At 72.2% G+C, this 14,614-nt stretch carries 13 protein-coding genes; 4 read left to right on the top strand and 9 right to left on the bottom strand.

Features of this window, described 5'->3' with window-relative positions; genetic code table 11:
• Window positions 1-81: 81 nt before the first annotated feature.
• The 5 genes from TU30_RS29030 to TU30_RS29010 all read right to left on the bottom strand — a co-directional run bounded on the left by TU30_RS29030 (window position 82) and on the right by TU30_RS29010 (window position 8,238).
• Window positions 82-2,229 carry a SpoIIE family protein phosphatase gene (locus tag TU30_RS29030; protein ID WP_107068607.1) on the bottom strand — a complete coding sequence of 716 codons (2,148 nt, stop codon included), beginning with the start codon at window positions 2,227-2,229 and terminating at the stop codon, window positions 82-84.
• Window positions 2,230-2,574: 345 nt separating this feature from the next.
• Window positions 2,575-3,252, bottom strand: coding sequence for a DUF402 domain-containing protein (locus TU30_RS29025; RefSeq protein ID WP_042175623.1), 678 nt, complete (start codon window positions 3,250-3,252; stop codon window positions 2,575-2,577).
• Between the two features lie 150 nt (window positions 3,253-3,402).
• Window positions 3,403-4,806 (bottom strand): aspartate ammonia-lyase, encoded by a 1,404-nt coding sequence (locus TU30_RS29020; protein WP_042175618.1) that lies wholly within the window; start codon window positions 4,804-4,806, stop codon window positions 3,403-3,405.
• Between the two features lie 383 nt (window positions 4,807-5,189).
• Entirely contained in the window at window positions 5,190-6,158 is a 969-nt protein-coding gene (locus tag TU30_RS29015) for a M28 family metallopeptidase (RefSeq protein ID WP_234308015.1), read from the bottom strand.
• 403 nt (window positions 6,159-6,561) lie between these two features.
• Window positions 6,562-8,238 (bottom strand): fumarate hydratase, encoded by a 1,677-nt coding sequence (locus TU30_RS29010; protein WP_107068603.1) that lies wholly within the window; start codon window positions 8,236-8,238, stop codon window positions 6,562-6,564.
• 217 nt (window positions 8,239-8,455) lie between these two features.
• Here TU30_RS29010 and TU30_RS29005 point away from each other — a divergent pair, with 217 nt between their 5' ends.
• Window positions 8,456-9,151 carry a DUF1707 domain-containing protein gene (locus TU30_RS29005; protein WP_042175610.1) on the top strand — a complete coding sequence of 232 codons (696 nt, stop codon included), beginning with the start codon at window positions 8,456-8,458 and terminating at the stop codon, window positions 9,149-9,151.
• A 198-nt stretch (window positions 9,152-9,349) separates the two neighbouring features.
• Entirely contained in the window at window positions 9,350-9,727 is a 378-nt protein-coding gene (locus TU30_RS29000) for a WhiB family transcriptional regulator (protein WP_042175607.1), read from the top strand.
• A 334-nt stretch (window positions 9,728-10,061) separates the two neighbouring features.
• On the opposite strand, the gene glpX is transcribed toward TU30_RS29000, so the two are convergent.
• The gene (gene glpX / locus TU30_RS28995; RefSeq protein WP_042175605.1) at window positions 10,062-11,096 is read right to left on the bottom strand and encodes a class II fructose-bisphosphatase; all 1,035 of its coding nucleotides are present in this window, start codon (window positions 11,094-11,096) and stop codon (window positions 10,062-10,064) included.
• Between the two features lie 126 nt (window positions 11,097-11,222).
• On the opposite strand from glpX, the gene TU30_RS28990 reads away from it, so the two are divergent.
• Entirely contained in the window at window positions 11,223-11,750 is a 528-nt protein-coding gene (locus TU30_RS28990; RefSeq protein ID WP_078878590.1) for a DUF4245 domain-containing protein, read from the top strand.
• A gap of 107 nt (window positions 11,751-11,857) precedes the next feature.
• Here the strand turns inward: TU30_RS28990 and TU30_RS28985 are convergent, their stop codons facing one another.
• The gene (locus TU30_RS28985) at window positions 11,858-12,448 is read right to left on the bottom strand and encodes a malonic semialdehyde reductase (RefSeq protein WP_042175599.1); all 591 of its coding nucleotides are present in this window, start codon (window positions 12,446-12,448) and stop codon (window positions 11,858-11,860) included.
• Window positions 12,449-12,703: 255 nt separating this feature from the next.
• On the opposite strand from TU30_RS28985, the gene TU30_RS28980 reads away from it, so the two are divergent.
• A complete protein-coding gene (locus TU30_RS28980; protein ID WP_042175597.1) occupies window positions 12,704-12,925 on the top strand; it encodes a DUF4287 domain-containing protein in 222 nt (73 codons plus the stop codon).
• A 48-nt stretch (window positions 12,926-12,973) separates the two neighbouring features.
• On the opposite strand, the gene TU30_RS28975 is transcribed toward TU30_RS28980, so the two are convergent.
• Both TU30_RS28975 and xseA read right to left on the bottom strand, forming a co-directional pair.
• On the bottom strand, window positions 12,974-13,276 hold the full coding sequence (locus TU30_RS28975) for an exodeoxyribonuclease VII small subunit (RefSeq protein ID WP_234308014.1): 303 nt from the start codon (window positions 13,274-13,276) through the stop codon (window positions 12,974-12,976).
• Between the two features lie 9 nt (window positions 13,277-13,285).
• Window positions 13,286-14,494 carry an exodeoxyribonuclease VII large subunit gene (gene xseA / locus TU30_RS28970; RefSeq protein WP_042175781.1) on the bottom strand — a complete coding sequence of 403 codons (1,209 nt, stop codon included), beginning with the start codon at window positions 14,492-14,494 and terminating at the stop codon, window positions 13,286-13,288.
• Between the last annotated feature and the right edge of the window lie 120 nt (window positions 14,495-14,614).

The following is a 14,614-nucleotide window of genomic DNA, read 5'->3' as shown; positions in this document are numbered from 1 at the left end:
TGGGGGCGCCCGATGACGACGTCGGGCGCCCCCACTCATGCGTGCGGCTCGGCGTGTGTGCCGTGCCTCAGCAGCCGTGGTTCAGCCGCCGTGGTTCAGCTCGAACCACACCACCTTGCCGGTGCTCAGCCGGGTCGCGCCCCAGCGGCGGGCCAGGCGGTTGACCAGGTAGAGGCCGCGGCCGCCCTCGTCCGTGGCGCGTGCCTGGCGCAGCCGCGGGAGCTGGGGCACGTCGTCACCGACCTCGCAGCGCAGGACGTCCGTACGCAGCAGCCGCAGGGTGACCGGGCGGGAGGCGTACCGGACCGCGTTGGTGACCACCTCGCTGACCAGCAGCTCCACCGAGTCGCTCAGGTCCTCCATGCCCCACCGGGACAGTGCCCGGCGGGCCAGCCGGCGGGCCCGGCCGGGAGCTGCGTCCTCCGGCTCGAGGAACCAGTACGCCACGTCGTTCGGCGCGATCCCGTCGAAGCGGGCGGCGAGCAGCGCGATGTCGTCGTCCCGGTCGCCCGGACCGAGCATGTCGAGCACCTCGTCGCACAGCGCCTCCAGTGGCGGCGGATGGTCCGGGCCGGTCAGCTGCGCGGTCGCGGCGAGCTTGTCGCGCAGCTGGTCGATGCCGGTCCACACGTCCCGCAGCCGGGACTCGACCAGGCCGTCCGTGTAGAGCAGCAGCGTCGCCCCGGCGGGCGCGTCCAGTTCGACCGCCTCGAAGTCCACGCCGCCGACCCCGATCGGGGCGCCCGCGGGCACCCGCAGCACCTCGGCCCGCCCGCCGATGGGCAGCAGAATGGGCGGCGGATGACCGGCGTTGGCGATGGTGATGCGGTGCGCGACCGGGTCGTACACCGCGTACAGACAGGTCGCCATGCGGTCCGCGCCGAGCCGCTGCGCCTGCTCGTCGAGGTGGTGCAGCACCTCCTGCGGCGGCAGGTCGAGACCGGCCAGGGTCTGCGCGGTGGTGCGCAGTTGGCCCATGATCGCGGCGGAGGTCATGGAGTGCCCCATGACGTCGCCGACGACCAGTGCGACCCTGCTGCCGGGCAGCGGGATGGCGTCGTACCAGTCACCGCCCACGCGCGCGGTCTCGGCGGCCGGCAGATAGCGGGAGGCCAGCCGCACGCCGGTGCAGCGCGGCAGGTTCTCCGGCAGCATGGTCCGCTGCAACTCGTCCGCGATGTACGCCTCCCGCCCGTACAGCACCGCCTTGTCGATGCCGAGGGCGCTGTGCGTGGCGAGCTGGGCGGCGACCAGCAGGTCGTCGGCCTCGAAGGCGATGCGCTCGGGGCCGCGCAGGAACAGGGCCGCGCCGATCACCCGGCGCCGGCCGCGCAGCGGCGCGAGGATCGCCCGCTGACCGCCGGGTACGGCCGATTCCGCACCTTCGCCCAGGAGTTCGGGCAGCGCGGCACGTGCGGCGGGCGCGTCGGTGAACACCGGCCGTACGCCGCGCAGCACTTCGGCGAGCGCGCTGCCGGGCCGCACCGTGCACCGCTCCGAGCCGATGGAGTCCAGTTCCGAGGGTGCGGGCGTGGCGGCCGGCACGAATCCGCCTTCGGTGTCGCGCTCGGCCGGGATCCGGTCGCTGCGCCGCAGCCGCAGCACCAGCGGGCCGGTGGGCCGCTCGTCACCGACCGGCAGCGGCTCGCGCAGATAGACCAGGATGGTGTCGGCGAAAGTGGGCACGGTGGCCCGGCACAGACCCATCACGATCTCTTCGAGATCGATGCCGCGGGCGATCCGCCGGGGCGCGGCGCCGACGAACCTCAGCCGGTCCCCGTCCCGCCGCATCGGCGTGGGCTTCCCGGGCGGGGGCGCCTGACCGGTGCGCCGCTCGGGGCCGTCGGGGACGGGTACGGAGCGGTCCGGGGACGCCTGCTCCGGGGACGCACCGTCGGGTGCCGAAGGGACCGCTGCCGGGTGGTCCGCTGTCAGATGGTCCGATGCCGGGTGGTCGTGCACGTCGGGTTTCTGTCCTCCGGCCGGCTGGAGCGGGATGGCCTCGGACGCGGGCCGAGGCCGGTGGGTGTCGGGTTCGGATTCCTGCCCGGCCTGCGGCTGGGAGTGCTCGGCGCCGGGCCCGGCCGTATCCGCCGCCGGGGGCGGCGATGACGACGATGTCGAGCCGGGGCCGTGTGCCGGGGCCGAGGCAGGCGGGAACGCCCCGCGGGCGTCCGCGGGGGTGACGCCCGGTTCCGGGCGCTCGTAGGAGGTCGGCTGCTCCGTCACGCGTGTCGAGTCCATCCGTCCGGGGCCACGGCCCGTTTCTCACGTTCCCGCCTGCCCCGTGAACGTGAGGCCGGGGACGCACGCCGTGCACACCGTACGCCCTGGCGAAACTCCGATACCCAGAACGCCTGCCCCGGGAACGGGATCTCCGCGTGGTGAGCGCCTGCCTGTGTGCCGCCCGCCGGCCGTTCCCGGCCCGCACCGGTGGTGCCGTACCCCTCGCTCACGTCCTGCCGCCCCTCGGTGACGTTCGGTCAAACCCAGCGCTTACTGCGGAAGTTGCTGCCGCCCAGTGCCTTGCGGAGGACGATCCTACGTTTCCTGACCCGGGATGCATCAAGAGTCTCACGGCGACAGATGCGCGGGCGTGCGGTCCCAGTCCGATGGCAGTGAAGGTACCGCCCACGACGGATCCGGGCGCCAGTTCTGCCAGCCGTCCGAGAACGGGGATCCCCACCGGGAGATCACGGCCGTCGCCTCCCGGCCCGCCTCCCGCACCCGGCCGGCCAGTGCGGCGTCCACCAGTCCGTCCCGCTGGGCCTGCGCGAACTCGTCCTCGTCCCGCCAGTGCCAACTGCGGTCCGGATGAACGGAGATGTCCAGAAAGTGGTCCTCGGAGTCCACCCCGCCGGCCCAACGGGCCAGTGGTTCCTCCAGGTTCACGTACCAGTTCTTGAACCGCCAGCCCTGGTCCCAGAACAGCCACACCGACCAGGGCTCACCGGGCCGGGCCAGTTTCAGCACACCGGTCCCGGTCCAGCGGCCGCGCTGGACCGTACGGGGCTTGGTGTACCGGGTGCGGAGGGGTTCCTGGTGCACGGGGGTGCCGTCGGCGAGCACCGGCTTCACGCACTCGGTGCCGGGCGCCATCCACGCGGCGAGCAGTTCGGGATCGTCGCGCACGACCGTGACGGGGCGCGCGATGTGCAAGCGCGCGCCGCCGTTCTCCCGGTAGCGCCACAGGACCTGCGTCCCCGGTGCCCAGCGGCCGTTGCCGCGTCCTGCTGCTCCGCCCTCTGCCATGGGCAGATATTAGGTGCCGCAGGCACAGATCGCTGCGGTCCCCGTCACGCTTCACCCGTGCGGAACACCGGGGACACGGTGTGGACATGGAGGGGTCGCGACGGGGGGCGGCCGGGACGCGGCGGAGCGGTACGCCTCGGCCGCGCCGCCTCACGGGTGCGTCATCCGCAGGACGTCCAGCGCCTCGTCGAGCTGCTCCACGGTGAGGTCGCCGCGCTCGACGTACCCGCTCTCCAGGACCACCTGGCGGATGGTCTTCCGCTGCGCCAGTGCCTTCTTGGCGACCTTCGCGGCCTCCTCGTAGCCGATGTACCTGTTGAGCGGGGTGACCACGGACGGCGAGGACTCGGCGTACTCCCGGGCCCGCTCGCGGTCGGCGACGATCCCGTCGACCGTGCGGTCGGCGAGCAGCCGGGAGGCGTTCGCGAGCAGCCTGATCGACTCCAGGACGTTCTTCGCGATGACCGGCAGCATCACGTTGAGCTCGAAGTTGCCGGCGGCACCGGCGGTGGCAACGGTCACGTCGTTGCCGACGACCTGCGCGCTCACCATGAGCACGGCCTCCGGGACGACCGGGTTGACCTTGCCGGGCATGATCGAGGAGCCGGGCTGGAGGTCGGGCAGGGTGATCTCGGCGAGGCCGGTGCGGGGGCCCGAGGCCATCCAGCGCAGGTCATTGGCGATCTTCGTCAGGCCGACCGCGATCGTCCGCAGCTGGCCGCTGGTCTCCACGATGCCGTCCCGCGCGCCCTGCGCCTCGAAGTGGTCGCGGGCCTCGGTCAGCGGCAGTCCGGTGACCCGGGCGACCTCCTCGATGACGGCGGCCGGGAATCCGGGCGGGGTGTTGATGCCGGTGCCGACGGCGGTTCCGCCGAGGGGCAGCTCGGCCAGCCGGGGGAGGGAGGCGTGCAGTCGCTCGACCCCGTACCGCACCTGGGCCGCGTACCCGCCGAACTCCTGCCCGAGGGTGACGGGCGTGGCGTCCATCAGGTGCGTGCGCCCCGACTTCACCACGTCGGCGAACTCCTCGGCCTTGCGCTCCAGCGAGGCCGCGAGGTGCTCGAGGGCCGGTACGAGGTCCCGGGTGACGGCGGCGGTGGCGGCGATGTGGATCGAGGACGGGAAGACGTCGTTGGACGACTGGGAGGCGTTGACGTGGTCGTTGGGATGCACGGGGCGCCCGAGCCGCTCGGTCGCCAGGGTGGCGATGACCTCGTTGGTGTTCATGTGGGACGAGGTGCCCGAGCCCGTCTGGAACACGTCGACGGGGAAGTGCTCGTCCCACTTTCCCCCGGCGACCTCCCCGGCCGCCTCGCCGATCGCCTCGGCGATGTCCTCGTCCAGCACGCCGAGACGCGCGTTCACCTTCGCCGCGGCGCCCTTGATCCGGGCGAGGGCCTCGATGTGGGCGCGTTCGATGCGCTGTCCCGAGACCGGGAAGTTCTCCACGGCCCGCTGCGTCTGGGCCCGCCACTTGGCGTCGGCGGGTACCTTCACCTCCCCCATGGAGTCGTGCTCGATGCGGTAGTGCCGGCTGTCGTCCGTGGTCGTCATCGTCGTACCTCCGAAGGTCCACAGCAGTGGTGCGGGCCGTGTGTATTCCTGCCGGCCCCTTGCCGGCGTTCCGCGCGGGTACCCGCAACGGGCTCCGCCCCGCCACGAGGGAGTGACGGGGCGGAGCGCCGCGTGGAGGCCGGGGCCGGCCGGATGCCCCGCAGGCACGCGTCGTCGGCCGGGAGGACCGTTCGCGGGGACGTGCTCTCACCGACCCGCGGGGGGACGGCCGCCCGGCTGCCCGCGTACGGCGTCGGGCCGGCCGGGCGCCGTACGCACCCGCTCCGGGCGTCGGCGTCGGAGGGCGCGGTGAGCGTGCCGCCGTCGGCCCCGGGCGTGGACCCCCGTACCCCGGCGGGCCGGGAACCGGCGGCTTCCCGGTTTCAGGAGACGGCCTGCTGCCAGAGGGTGTGGGCGATGCCGTCGGCCGCGCGGTTCAGGCCGGTGGTGTTGATGTTGGTGAGGGTGTCGCAGGACCGGTGGTAGCAGGGGTCGTAGGAGGAACCGGCCGTGCCGCCCCATTTGGCGGCCTGTGCGGACGTCTTGCGGGCACCGGCGCCCATCGCGTAGCCGGAGGTGGGGATGCCGGCCTGCTGGAAGGGGTAGTCGTCGCTGCGCCCGGCGCCCTCGGTGTTCTCCTCGGGGCGCAGACCCAGCGAGTCCCAGTACGCCTTCATCGGCGCGGCGGCCGACGAGGTGATGCGGTTGATGAAGTAGCCACCGTTGGTCGAGGCGATCATGTCGAAGTTGTAGTACGCCCGGATCCTGGAGCGCTGGGTGGAGGACAGCGAACGGACGTAGAACTCGGAGCCGTTGAGGCCCTGCTCCTCGTCGGTCCACCAGGCGAAGCGGACCCGGTTGCGCATGGCCGGGTTCTGCTGGGCCAGGGTCAGGGCGTTCTCCAGGAGTGCGGCCGAGCCGGAGCCGTTGTCGTTCATGCCGGGACCCGTCGAGACGCCGTCGAGGTGGGCGCCGAACACGTACACGTGGTCCGCGTCGCCCTGCGGCCACTCGGCGATCAGGTTGGGACCCGCTCCCCGGGTGCAGCCGGAGGTGCAGGGCTGCTCGGTGACGGTGTACCCGGCCGCCTGCAGCTTGCCCTTCACGTAGGCGACCGAGTCGCGGTACCCCTGGGTGGTGGAGCGGCGGTTGCCGCCGTTGCGGCCGGCGACGGCGCTGAGCTCGCTCAGGTGGGCCCGCACCTTCGTCACGTCGACGTCGGGCGCGGCGAGCGCGTTCACGGCGGTGACGGACCGGCCCGTATCCGCGGGAGCGGCGGCCGCGGCGGGGAGTGTTCCGCAGCCGAGCACGACGGCGAGGGAGAAGCTCGCCACGGTGAATCGTCGTCTCACACTGTCTCCTTCGGGAGGTGGCCGTGGGGCGGGCCACGGGGAGCCCGACATGGTGTGTGCATGTCAAGGCGGCGAGAAGACTCACAGGGAAGGTCGGGAGAGTCAACGCGAACGGGTCCCGTGTGGACAGGTTGTCCAAAAAAAGAACACGACGTCCGCTATTCGGGCGCACGGGGCCCCGCGGCAGCCCCGCGGGCGTTTCCGAGGGCCTGTCGCGAGGGCGCGCCGGTGTCGGGTCGGCCCAGCCGGCCGAGGGCGGACTGCGGGGGTGGGCCACCCCCGCCCGTCCGGCGTTCGGGGGCGGGGCCCGGTCGGGGCCGAAGGGGGTTCGGGGCGCGGCCCCGGGGACGGGAGGGAAAGGGGCGGCGGGGGCTGAAACCCTCGACCGCCGCCCCGGAGGGTGCTACGCCGACCCCGGCCCCCGCACCGGAATCGACGTGAACGTGGGAGCCGGCGCCGGATCCTGGAAGAAGTCGTTGCCCTTGTCGTCGACGACGACGAACGCCGGGAAGTCCTCGACCTCGATCTTCCAGACCGCCTCCATGCCCAGCTCCTCGTACTCCAGGACCTCGACCTTCTTGATGCAGTCCTGGGCGAGCCGGGCGGCCGGCCCGCCGATCGAGCCGAGATAGAAGCCGCCGTGCGCGTCGCACGCGTCGGTGACCTGCTTGCTGCGGTTGCCCTTGGCGAGCATCACCTTGGAGCCGCCCGCCGCCTGGAACTGCTCGACGTAGGAGTCCATGCGGCCGGCCGTGGTCGGGCCGAAGGAGCCGGACGCGTAACCCTCGGGGGTCTTGGCCGGACCCGCGTAGTACACCGGGTGGTCCTTGAGGTACTGCGGCATCCCCTCGCCCGCGTCCAGCCGCTCCTTGATCTTGGCGTGCGCGATGTCGCGGGCGACGACCAGCGGACCGGTGAGCGAAAGCCGGGTCTTGACGGGGTACCTGGTGAGCTCCGCCAGGATGGCGTCCATCGGCTGGTTCAGGTCGATCCGGACGACGTCACCCTCGGTCTCGAGGTGCTCGTCCGTCGTCTCCGGGAGGAACCGCGCGGGGTCCCGCTCCAGCTGCTCGAGGAAGACGCCCTCGGCGGTGATCTTCGCGACGGCCTGGCGGTCGGCGGAGCAGGAGACGGCGATCGCGACCGGGCAGGACGCGCCGTGCCGCGGCAGCCGGACCACGCGGACGTCGTGGCAGAAGTACTTGCCGCCGAACTGCGCGCCGATACCGATCTTCTGGGTCAGCTCGAAGACCTTGTCCTCCAGCTCCCTGTCGCGGAAGCCGTGGCCCAGCGGGGAGCCCTCGGAGGGGATCTCGTCGAGGTAGTGCGCGGACGCGTACTTCGCGGTCTTCAGCGCGTACTCGGCGGACGTGCCGCCGACGACGATCGCCAGGTGGTACGGCGGGCAGGCGGCCGTGCCGAGCGAACGGATCTTCTCCTCCAGGAACTTCATCATGGAGGACTCGTTCAGGACGGCCTTGGTCTCCTGGTAGAGGAAGCTCTTGTTGGCGGAGCCGCCGCCCTTGGCCATGAACAGGAACTTGTAGGCGCCGCCGTCGGTGGCGTACAGCTCGATCTGGGCGGGGAGGTTGGAGCCGGTGTTCTTCTCCTCCCACATGGTCAGGGGCGCCATCTGGGAGTAGCGCAGGTTGAGGTTGTGGTACGCGTCGTAGATCCCCCGGGACAGGGCCTCCTCGTCACCACCCTCGGTGAGCACGTTCTGGCCGCGCTTGCCCATGACGATCGCGGTGCCGGTGTCCTGGCACATGGGGAGCACGCCGGCCGCCGCGATGTTGGCGTTCTTCAGCAGGTCCAGGGCGACGAACTTGTCGTTGGACGAGGCCTCGGGGTCGTCGATGATGCGGCGCAGCTGGCTGAGGTGGGCGGGGCGGAGGTAGTGCTGGATGTCGCGGATGGCCTCTTCGGCGAGCTTGCGCAGCGCCTGGGGCTCCACCTTGAGGAAGGTCCGTCCGTCGGCCTCGAAGGTGGAGACACCTTCGGAGGTCACCAGCCGGTAGGGGGTGGTGTCCTCTCCCATGGGGAGCAGATCGGCGTACTCGAACTCAGGCATCTCGCCCATTCCTCACTCGACAGGTGGCCGCCCGCCGGCGTCGGCGGGCGCCCACCAGCGTAGGACCTGCCGCGGCGGGGGAGCTTGTGAGGTTGTCCTCAGTTGCCGTGGGCCACGGGCTCGGCCGGGAGCCCTCGCGCTTCCCGTCCCGCGCTTCCCGTGGTGTTCGCGAGTATTTCGCGACAGGGGGTAGTCGCGATCTATCGCGTTTGGGTACGCTGCTGCCGTGGACCTTCAGAAGCACGCCCAGCCGCAGGACAGCACACCGCGGGCCGCCGAGCTGCGCGTCTCGGACGCCGACCGCGACCGTGTCGCCGACCTTCTGCGCGATGCCCTCGCCGAAGGCAGGCTGACGCCCGAGGAGCACTCCGAGCGTGTCGAGGGTGTACTGGCCGCCAAGACCGCCGGGGAGCTCGAGGTGTTCGTGCGGGACCTGCCGGGCGCCCACCAGCGGCGCCCGGCTCCTGCCGCGGCGCCCGGCCGGCCCACCGCGGGCGCCATCCCGATGGACCCCGACGACAACGTGGTCGCGGTCTTCAGCGCCGCCACCCGCAAGGGCCGCTGGCGGGCGGGCCGCCGCATCCACGCGTACGCGGTCTTCGGCAACGTCGAGATAGACCTCAGTGAGGCGATCTTCGACCACCAGCAGGTCATGATCAAGGCCTTCTCGGTCTTCGGCAACGTCGAGGTCCGCGTACCGGAGAACGTGTCGCTGCGCGGCATGGGCGGGGGTGTCCTCGGCAACTTCGAGGTGGCCTCGCTGGACGCGGAGGACCCCGAGGCACCGGTGGTCTACGTGGACGGCTGGGCGGTACTGGGCAACGTCGAGGCGCGGGCCAAGCGGGGCAAGCTGGTGGCGGACATCCTCGAACGGGTGCAGCGCTCGGTGGACAAGGGTCTGCGGTGGCGCCAGGACCGTTGACATGCGTGCAGCGGGGTGGACGCAGACGCGGAAGCAGAGGCGTCCCGTCGCTGCGGTGGGTCAGTGGTGCGGTGGCGGAACGTGCCGAATTCCGGTTGCGGAAGCGGCGGTTCGGAACTCAGTGCATAGGCGTGCGCACAGCGGGTAGGCCTTGCTGCATCGTCTCTCGCTCGCGAAGCCGTCGTCAGGAGTAGACCCGTGCCGCAACCGCCGCATTCGTCCCTGCAGGTAGCTGCCGTTCCGGCCCAGCGGGTGCCGACGCGAGACAGGGACCAGGACGCGCCCTGGCACACCGAGGCGGTGTGCCGGCGCGACGAGGCAGGACTGTTCTTCGCCCCGTCGAAGGAGCCCACGGCCGCCAGGCTCTCCCGCGAGGAGGCCGCGAAGCGGGTCTGCGCCCGCTGTCCGGTGATGGTGGAGTGCAGGGAGCACGCCCTGCTCCAGCCCGAGCCCTACGGCGTCTGGGGCGGCCTGACCGCCGCCGAGCGCCGCGTGGTCCTGGCCCGACGCCGCCGCCGAGACCTGGAACTCCAGAAGGCGGCCCGCACCGGCGGCCCCATAGCGGCAGCAGGCTGACCGGCCCCCGCCCCCGCCCCCACCCCCGACGACGCACACCCGGCCCGCCCAGGAGTACGGGGAACCGCGCGGCCTGTGCTCGCACGGGGTGTGTTCCCGGCGTCGGGTGACCCGCCGGGGGCGCGGGTGACCGCGTGACGCCCACCGCACGGGGGACGCCTTTCCCACGCCGGTGGCACAGGACCGGTGGCACAGGAAGGGGGCGCGGGGGACCGCGCCCCCGGCCACAGCGGATCCGCGCCGTCCGCGGGGACCGCCGGACGGCGCGAGGCGGGGGACCCACGGACCGCACACCCGTGGGCCACCCGCACGACCTCCGGCGAACCCCGCGGAGCTACTTCGCCCGGTCGAAGTCCACCGCACTGTACGCACGCAGCTTGCTCAGCCGGTGCTCGGAGTCGATCCGCCGGACCGTCCCCGACTTGGACCGCATCACGATGGAGTCGGTCGTGGCGGTCTCGGACCGGTACCGCACCCCGCGCAGCAGTTCGCCGTCGGTGATGCCGGTGGCCACGAAGAACACGTTGTCGCCCGTGACGAGGTCCGCGTCGGTCAGCACCCGGTCCAGGTCGTGCCCCGCGTCGACCGCGCGCTGCCGCTCCGCGTCGTCCTGCGGCCACAGCTTGCCCTGGAGGGTGCCGCCGAGGCACTTCACGGCGCAGGCCGAGATGATGCCCTCGGGGGTGCCGCCGATGCCGAGCAGGAGGTCGATGCCGGTGCCCTCGCGCAGGGCGAGGATCGAGCCGGCCACGTCACCGTCGGAGATCAGCTTGATGCGCGCCCCGGTCTCCCGGATCTCCTTGATGATGCCCTCGTGCCGAGGCCGGTCGAGGATCACCACCGTGACGTCCTCGGGGGTGGCCCGCTTGGCCCTGGCGACCCGGCGGATGTTCACGGACACGGGCGCGTCGATGTCGACGAAGTCGGCGGCCTCGGGCCCGGTGACCAGCTTGTCCATGTAGAACACGGCGGACGGGTCGAACATCGAGCCCCGCTCGGCGGCGGCCAGTACGGCGATCGCGTTGGTCATGCCCTTGGCGGTCAGCGTGGTGCCGTCGATCGGGTCGACGGCGATGTCGCACTCGGGCCCGGTCCCGTCGCCCACGCGCTCCCCGTTGAAGAGCATCGGGGCCTCGTCCTTCTCCCCCTCGCCGATGACGACGACGCCGTTCATCGAGACGGTGGAGACGAGGGTGCGCATGGCCCGTACCGCGGCACCGTCGGCGCCGTTCTTGTCGCCGCGCCCGACCCAGCGCCCGGCGGCCATCGCGGCGGCCTCGGTGACCCGGACGAGTTCCATGGCGAGGTTGCGGTCGGGAGCTTCGGAGGGCACATCGAGTTCGGACGGCAACTGATGATTCTCGGTCATCGGAGCGCACCTTTCTGTACGACGACGGCCGGATGAGGGTGTTGAGCCCGACTCTAGCGCCGGGCAGAGAGAATGAGCAGGGGGCCCCACGGATGAGCGGGCCGGGCGCCTGCGACGATAGAGGGCGTGGCAGGAACGAACAGCACCCAGAAGTCGGCCCGGGACATGATCCTTTCCCTGGGTCTCATCTTGCTCGCCGCGGGAGTGATCTGGCTGTTCATCCCGCACGACGACAGCGAGCCCGACCTCAAGCGGGTCGACTACCGCGTCGACCTGCTCACCGCGCGCCGTGCCGCCGCCTACGCGGTGGCCGCGCCCGAGGGTCTGCCCGAGGCGTGGAAGCCCACCTCCGTCCGTTTCCAGGGCGAGGAGTTCGACGCCTGGCACCTCGGCTACCGGGCCCCCGACGGGGAGTACGTGGCGGTCGAGCAGTCGACTCGGAAGCCGGTGGTCTTCATCGAGGACGAGACCCAGGGCGCGGAGAGGACCGGGAGGACGCAGCAGATCGCCGGCAGGACCTGGACCCGGTACGAGGGCGACCAGTACGACGCGCTGGTGCTCGAGGACGAGGACTCGACCACGGTGGTGACGGGCACGGCGTCCTTCGCCCGGCTGACGGAGATGGCCGAGGCCCTGCGCACCGAATCCGACTGACCGGCATGCGACCGGACCCCCCGACACGTGGTCGGGGGGTCCCGGTCGCATGCGCGTGCTGTGCGCGCCGCGGCGCGGGCGGTGATCGGACGGTGCTGACGACCTGGTCAGACGGTGGTGACGACCTGCTCGTACTCCGGGCGCGGGCTGCGCGGGAACCAGGCGTCCTGGCCGGGGCGGCCGATGTTGACGACCATCAGCGGGGTGTGGTCTTCGTCGAGGAACTCCTTGCGGATGCCCTCGAAGTCGCAGCCGGTCATCGGTCCGGCGGCCAGACCCGCGGCGCGCACGCCGACGATGAAGTACGCGGCCTGGAGGGTGGCGTTCAGCGCGGCGTTGTTCTCCCGCATCGAGCGGTCGGCGGCGAACATGTCCTTGGCCTGCGGGAAGTGCGGGAAGAGGCGCGGCAGCTCCTCGTGGAACTCGTTGTCCGCGGAGAGGATCGCGACCAGCGGGGCGGTGGCCGTCTTGGACTTGTTGCCCTCGGACATGTGCTGGACGAGGCGCTCGCGGGCCTCGGGGGAGCGGACCAGGGTGACGCGCAGCGGCGACTGGTTCATGGAGGTCGGGCCGTACTTGACCAGGTCGTGGATGGCCTGCACCTGCCCGTCGGTCACCGGCTCGTCGGTGAACGTGTTGGCGGTGCGCGCCTCACGGAAGAGCAGGTCCTGGGCGGCGGCGTCAAGAACGAGGGACATGCGTGATCTTCCTGGGGGAGGGGCGTCGGCTCCGCGCGGTCGGCGGGAAGCCCGTGACGGAAAAAACGTTACGCCAGAGAAGTTCAATGTTCAATCAAAGTGGGGGCCGATCGAGGCGGGAAGCAGTGGCACGTGTCACCTTTCCGCCGGCCGAGTGACGCGGATCACGTCGATCTCCCGATCGCTTCCTCGCGCGCCCGCAGTCCTCACCAGAGCAGCACGCCACCACTCCGATGCAGAGGGGACCCACCCGACATGACCGCCACCGCCAAGGGCCCGGCCAGCTACTTTCCGTCGATCGAGAAGAAGTACGGCCGTCCGGTCGCAGAGTGGAAGGAGCTGATCCGCTCCTCGCCGCTCGTCAAGCACATGGAGCTGGTCGCCTGGCTCAAGGCCGAGCACGGCCTGGGCCACGGTTACGCGAACGCCCTCGTCGCCCACACCCTGGCCGAGGGCGCCGAGGGCAACGCCCGGTAGCCCCCGCCCGCCCGTCCACCGGTGCGGGCCGGGCGGGCCGCGCGCGGCCTACAGGTCCCCGGACCCCTCCTCCGCGCGCCCCGCGCCGGCGCTCTCCTCCGCGAGTGCCGCGTCCAGCCGGGCCCGTGCCCCGTCCAGCCGGCTCCGGCACACCTTGGCCAACTCCTCGCCCCGCTCCCAGAGCGCGAGCGACTCCTCCAGCGTCGTACCGCCCGTCTCCAGGCGGCGTACGACCTCGATCAGCTCGTCCCGCGCCTGCTCGTACCCGAGCGCCTCGGCCGCGGCCTCCGCCTGCCCGGCGGTCCCCGCCACCTGCCCCGCCTGCCCGGTCTGCTCCGTCTTGCTGGTCATCCGCCCACCCTACGCATCGACTCGGACACCGAACTCGCCCTCGGACACCCGCGCCCGCAACGCCTCACCGGCCGCCACCTCGCCCGGATCACGCACCGCCTGCCCGTCGGCCCGCTGCAGCACGGCGTACCCGCGCTTCAGCGTCGCGGCGGGGGACAGGGCCACCACGCGTGCGTGCGTGTGCGCCAGCTCGGAGTCGGTCCGGTCCAGCTGGTGCCGCAGACAGCGCCGGGCCCGGTCGAGCAGCGCGGTGACCTCCTGGGCCCGCCCGTCGATCATCCGGTGCGGTTCCTCCATCGAGGGCCGGGCCAGCGCATGGGCCAGCCCCCGCTCCTCCCGGTCGACGAACGCCTGGACGCAGCGCCGCGCACGGTCGCGCAGCAGCCGCACCCGCTCGTACTCCTCGCCCACGTCCGGGACCACCTTCTTGGCGGCGTCCGTCGGAGTGGAGGCCCGTACGTCGGCGACATGGTCCAGGAGCGGATGGTCCGGCTCGTGCCCGATCGCGGAGACGACCGGCGTACGGCAGGCCGCCACCGCCCGCACCAGCTGCTCGTCGGAGAACGGCAGCAGGTCCTCCACGCTGCCCCCGCCCCGCGCCACGACGATCACGTCCACCTCGTCGACCGCGTCCAGCTCCTCCACGGCCTGGACGACCTGCGGCACCGCGTGCACGCCCTGCACGGCGACATTGCGCACCTCGAAGCGGACGGCGGGCCAGCGGCGGCGGGCGTTCTCCAGCACGTCCCGCTCGGCGGCCGAGGCGCGTCCGCAGACCAGCCCGACCAGCCGCGGCAGGAACGGCGGCGTCCTCTTCCGCTCCGGCGCGAACAGTCCCTCCCGCGCGAGGGACTTCTTCAGCTGCTCGAGCCGCGCGAGCAGCTCCCCGACCCCGACCGGCCTGATCTCGGCGGCCCGCAGCGACAGCTGCCCACGCGGGGCGTACCACTCGGGCTTGCAGTGGACCACGACCCGCGCGCCCTCGCCGACGACGTCGGCGACGGCGTCGAACACCTGCCGGTAGCAGGTCACGCCGACGGAGATGTCGTACGAGGCGTCCCGCAGCGTCATGAACACCACGCCGGCACCCGGCCGCCGCGACAGCTGGGTGATCTGCCCCTCGACCCACACCGCGCCGAGCCGGTCGATCCACCCCCCGATGAGCCGCGACACCTCACCGACCGGGATGGGCGCTTCCGCAGACGTGTTGACAGCCATGCGGTGAGAGTAGTGCGAGCCGCCGACATCCCGGGCCACCACGAGGGCGGCGCCCCTTCCGCCGGGCGTCACCCGCCCGTGCCCGTGCACCGTCCGCCCATGCTCCCGGTGCGCCGGTAC

The sequence above is a fragment of the Streptomyces sp. NBRC 110035 genome (genome assembly GCF_000829695.1).
In the GTDB taxonomy this organism is placed as follows: Bacteria; Actinomycetota; Actinomycetes; order Streptomycetales; family Streptomycetaceae; genus Streptomyces.
The sequence above is the reverse complement of the archived record's forward strand: the minus strand, read 5'-3'. Positions and strand labels throughout refer to the sequence as shown.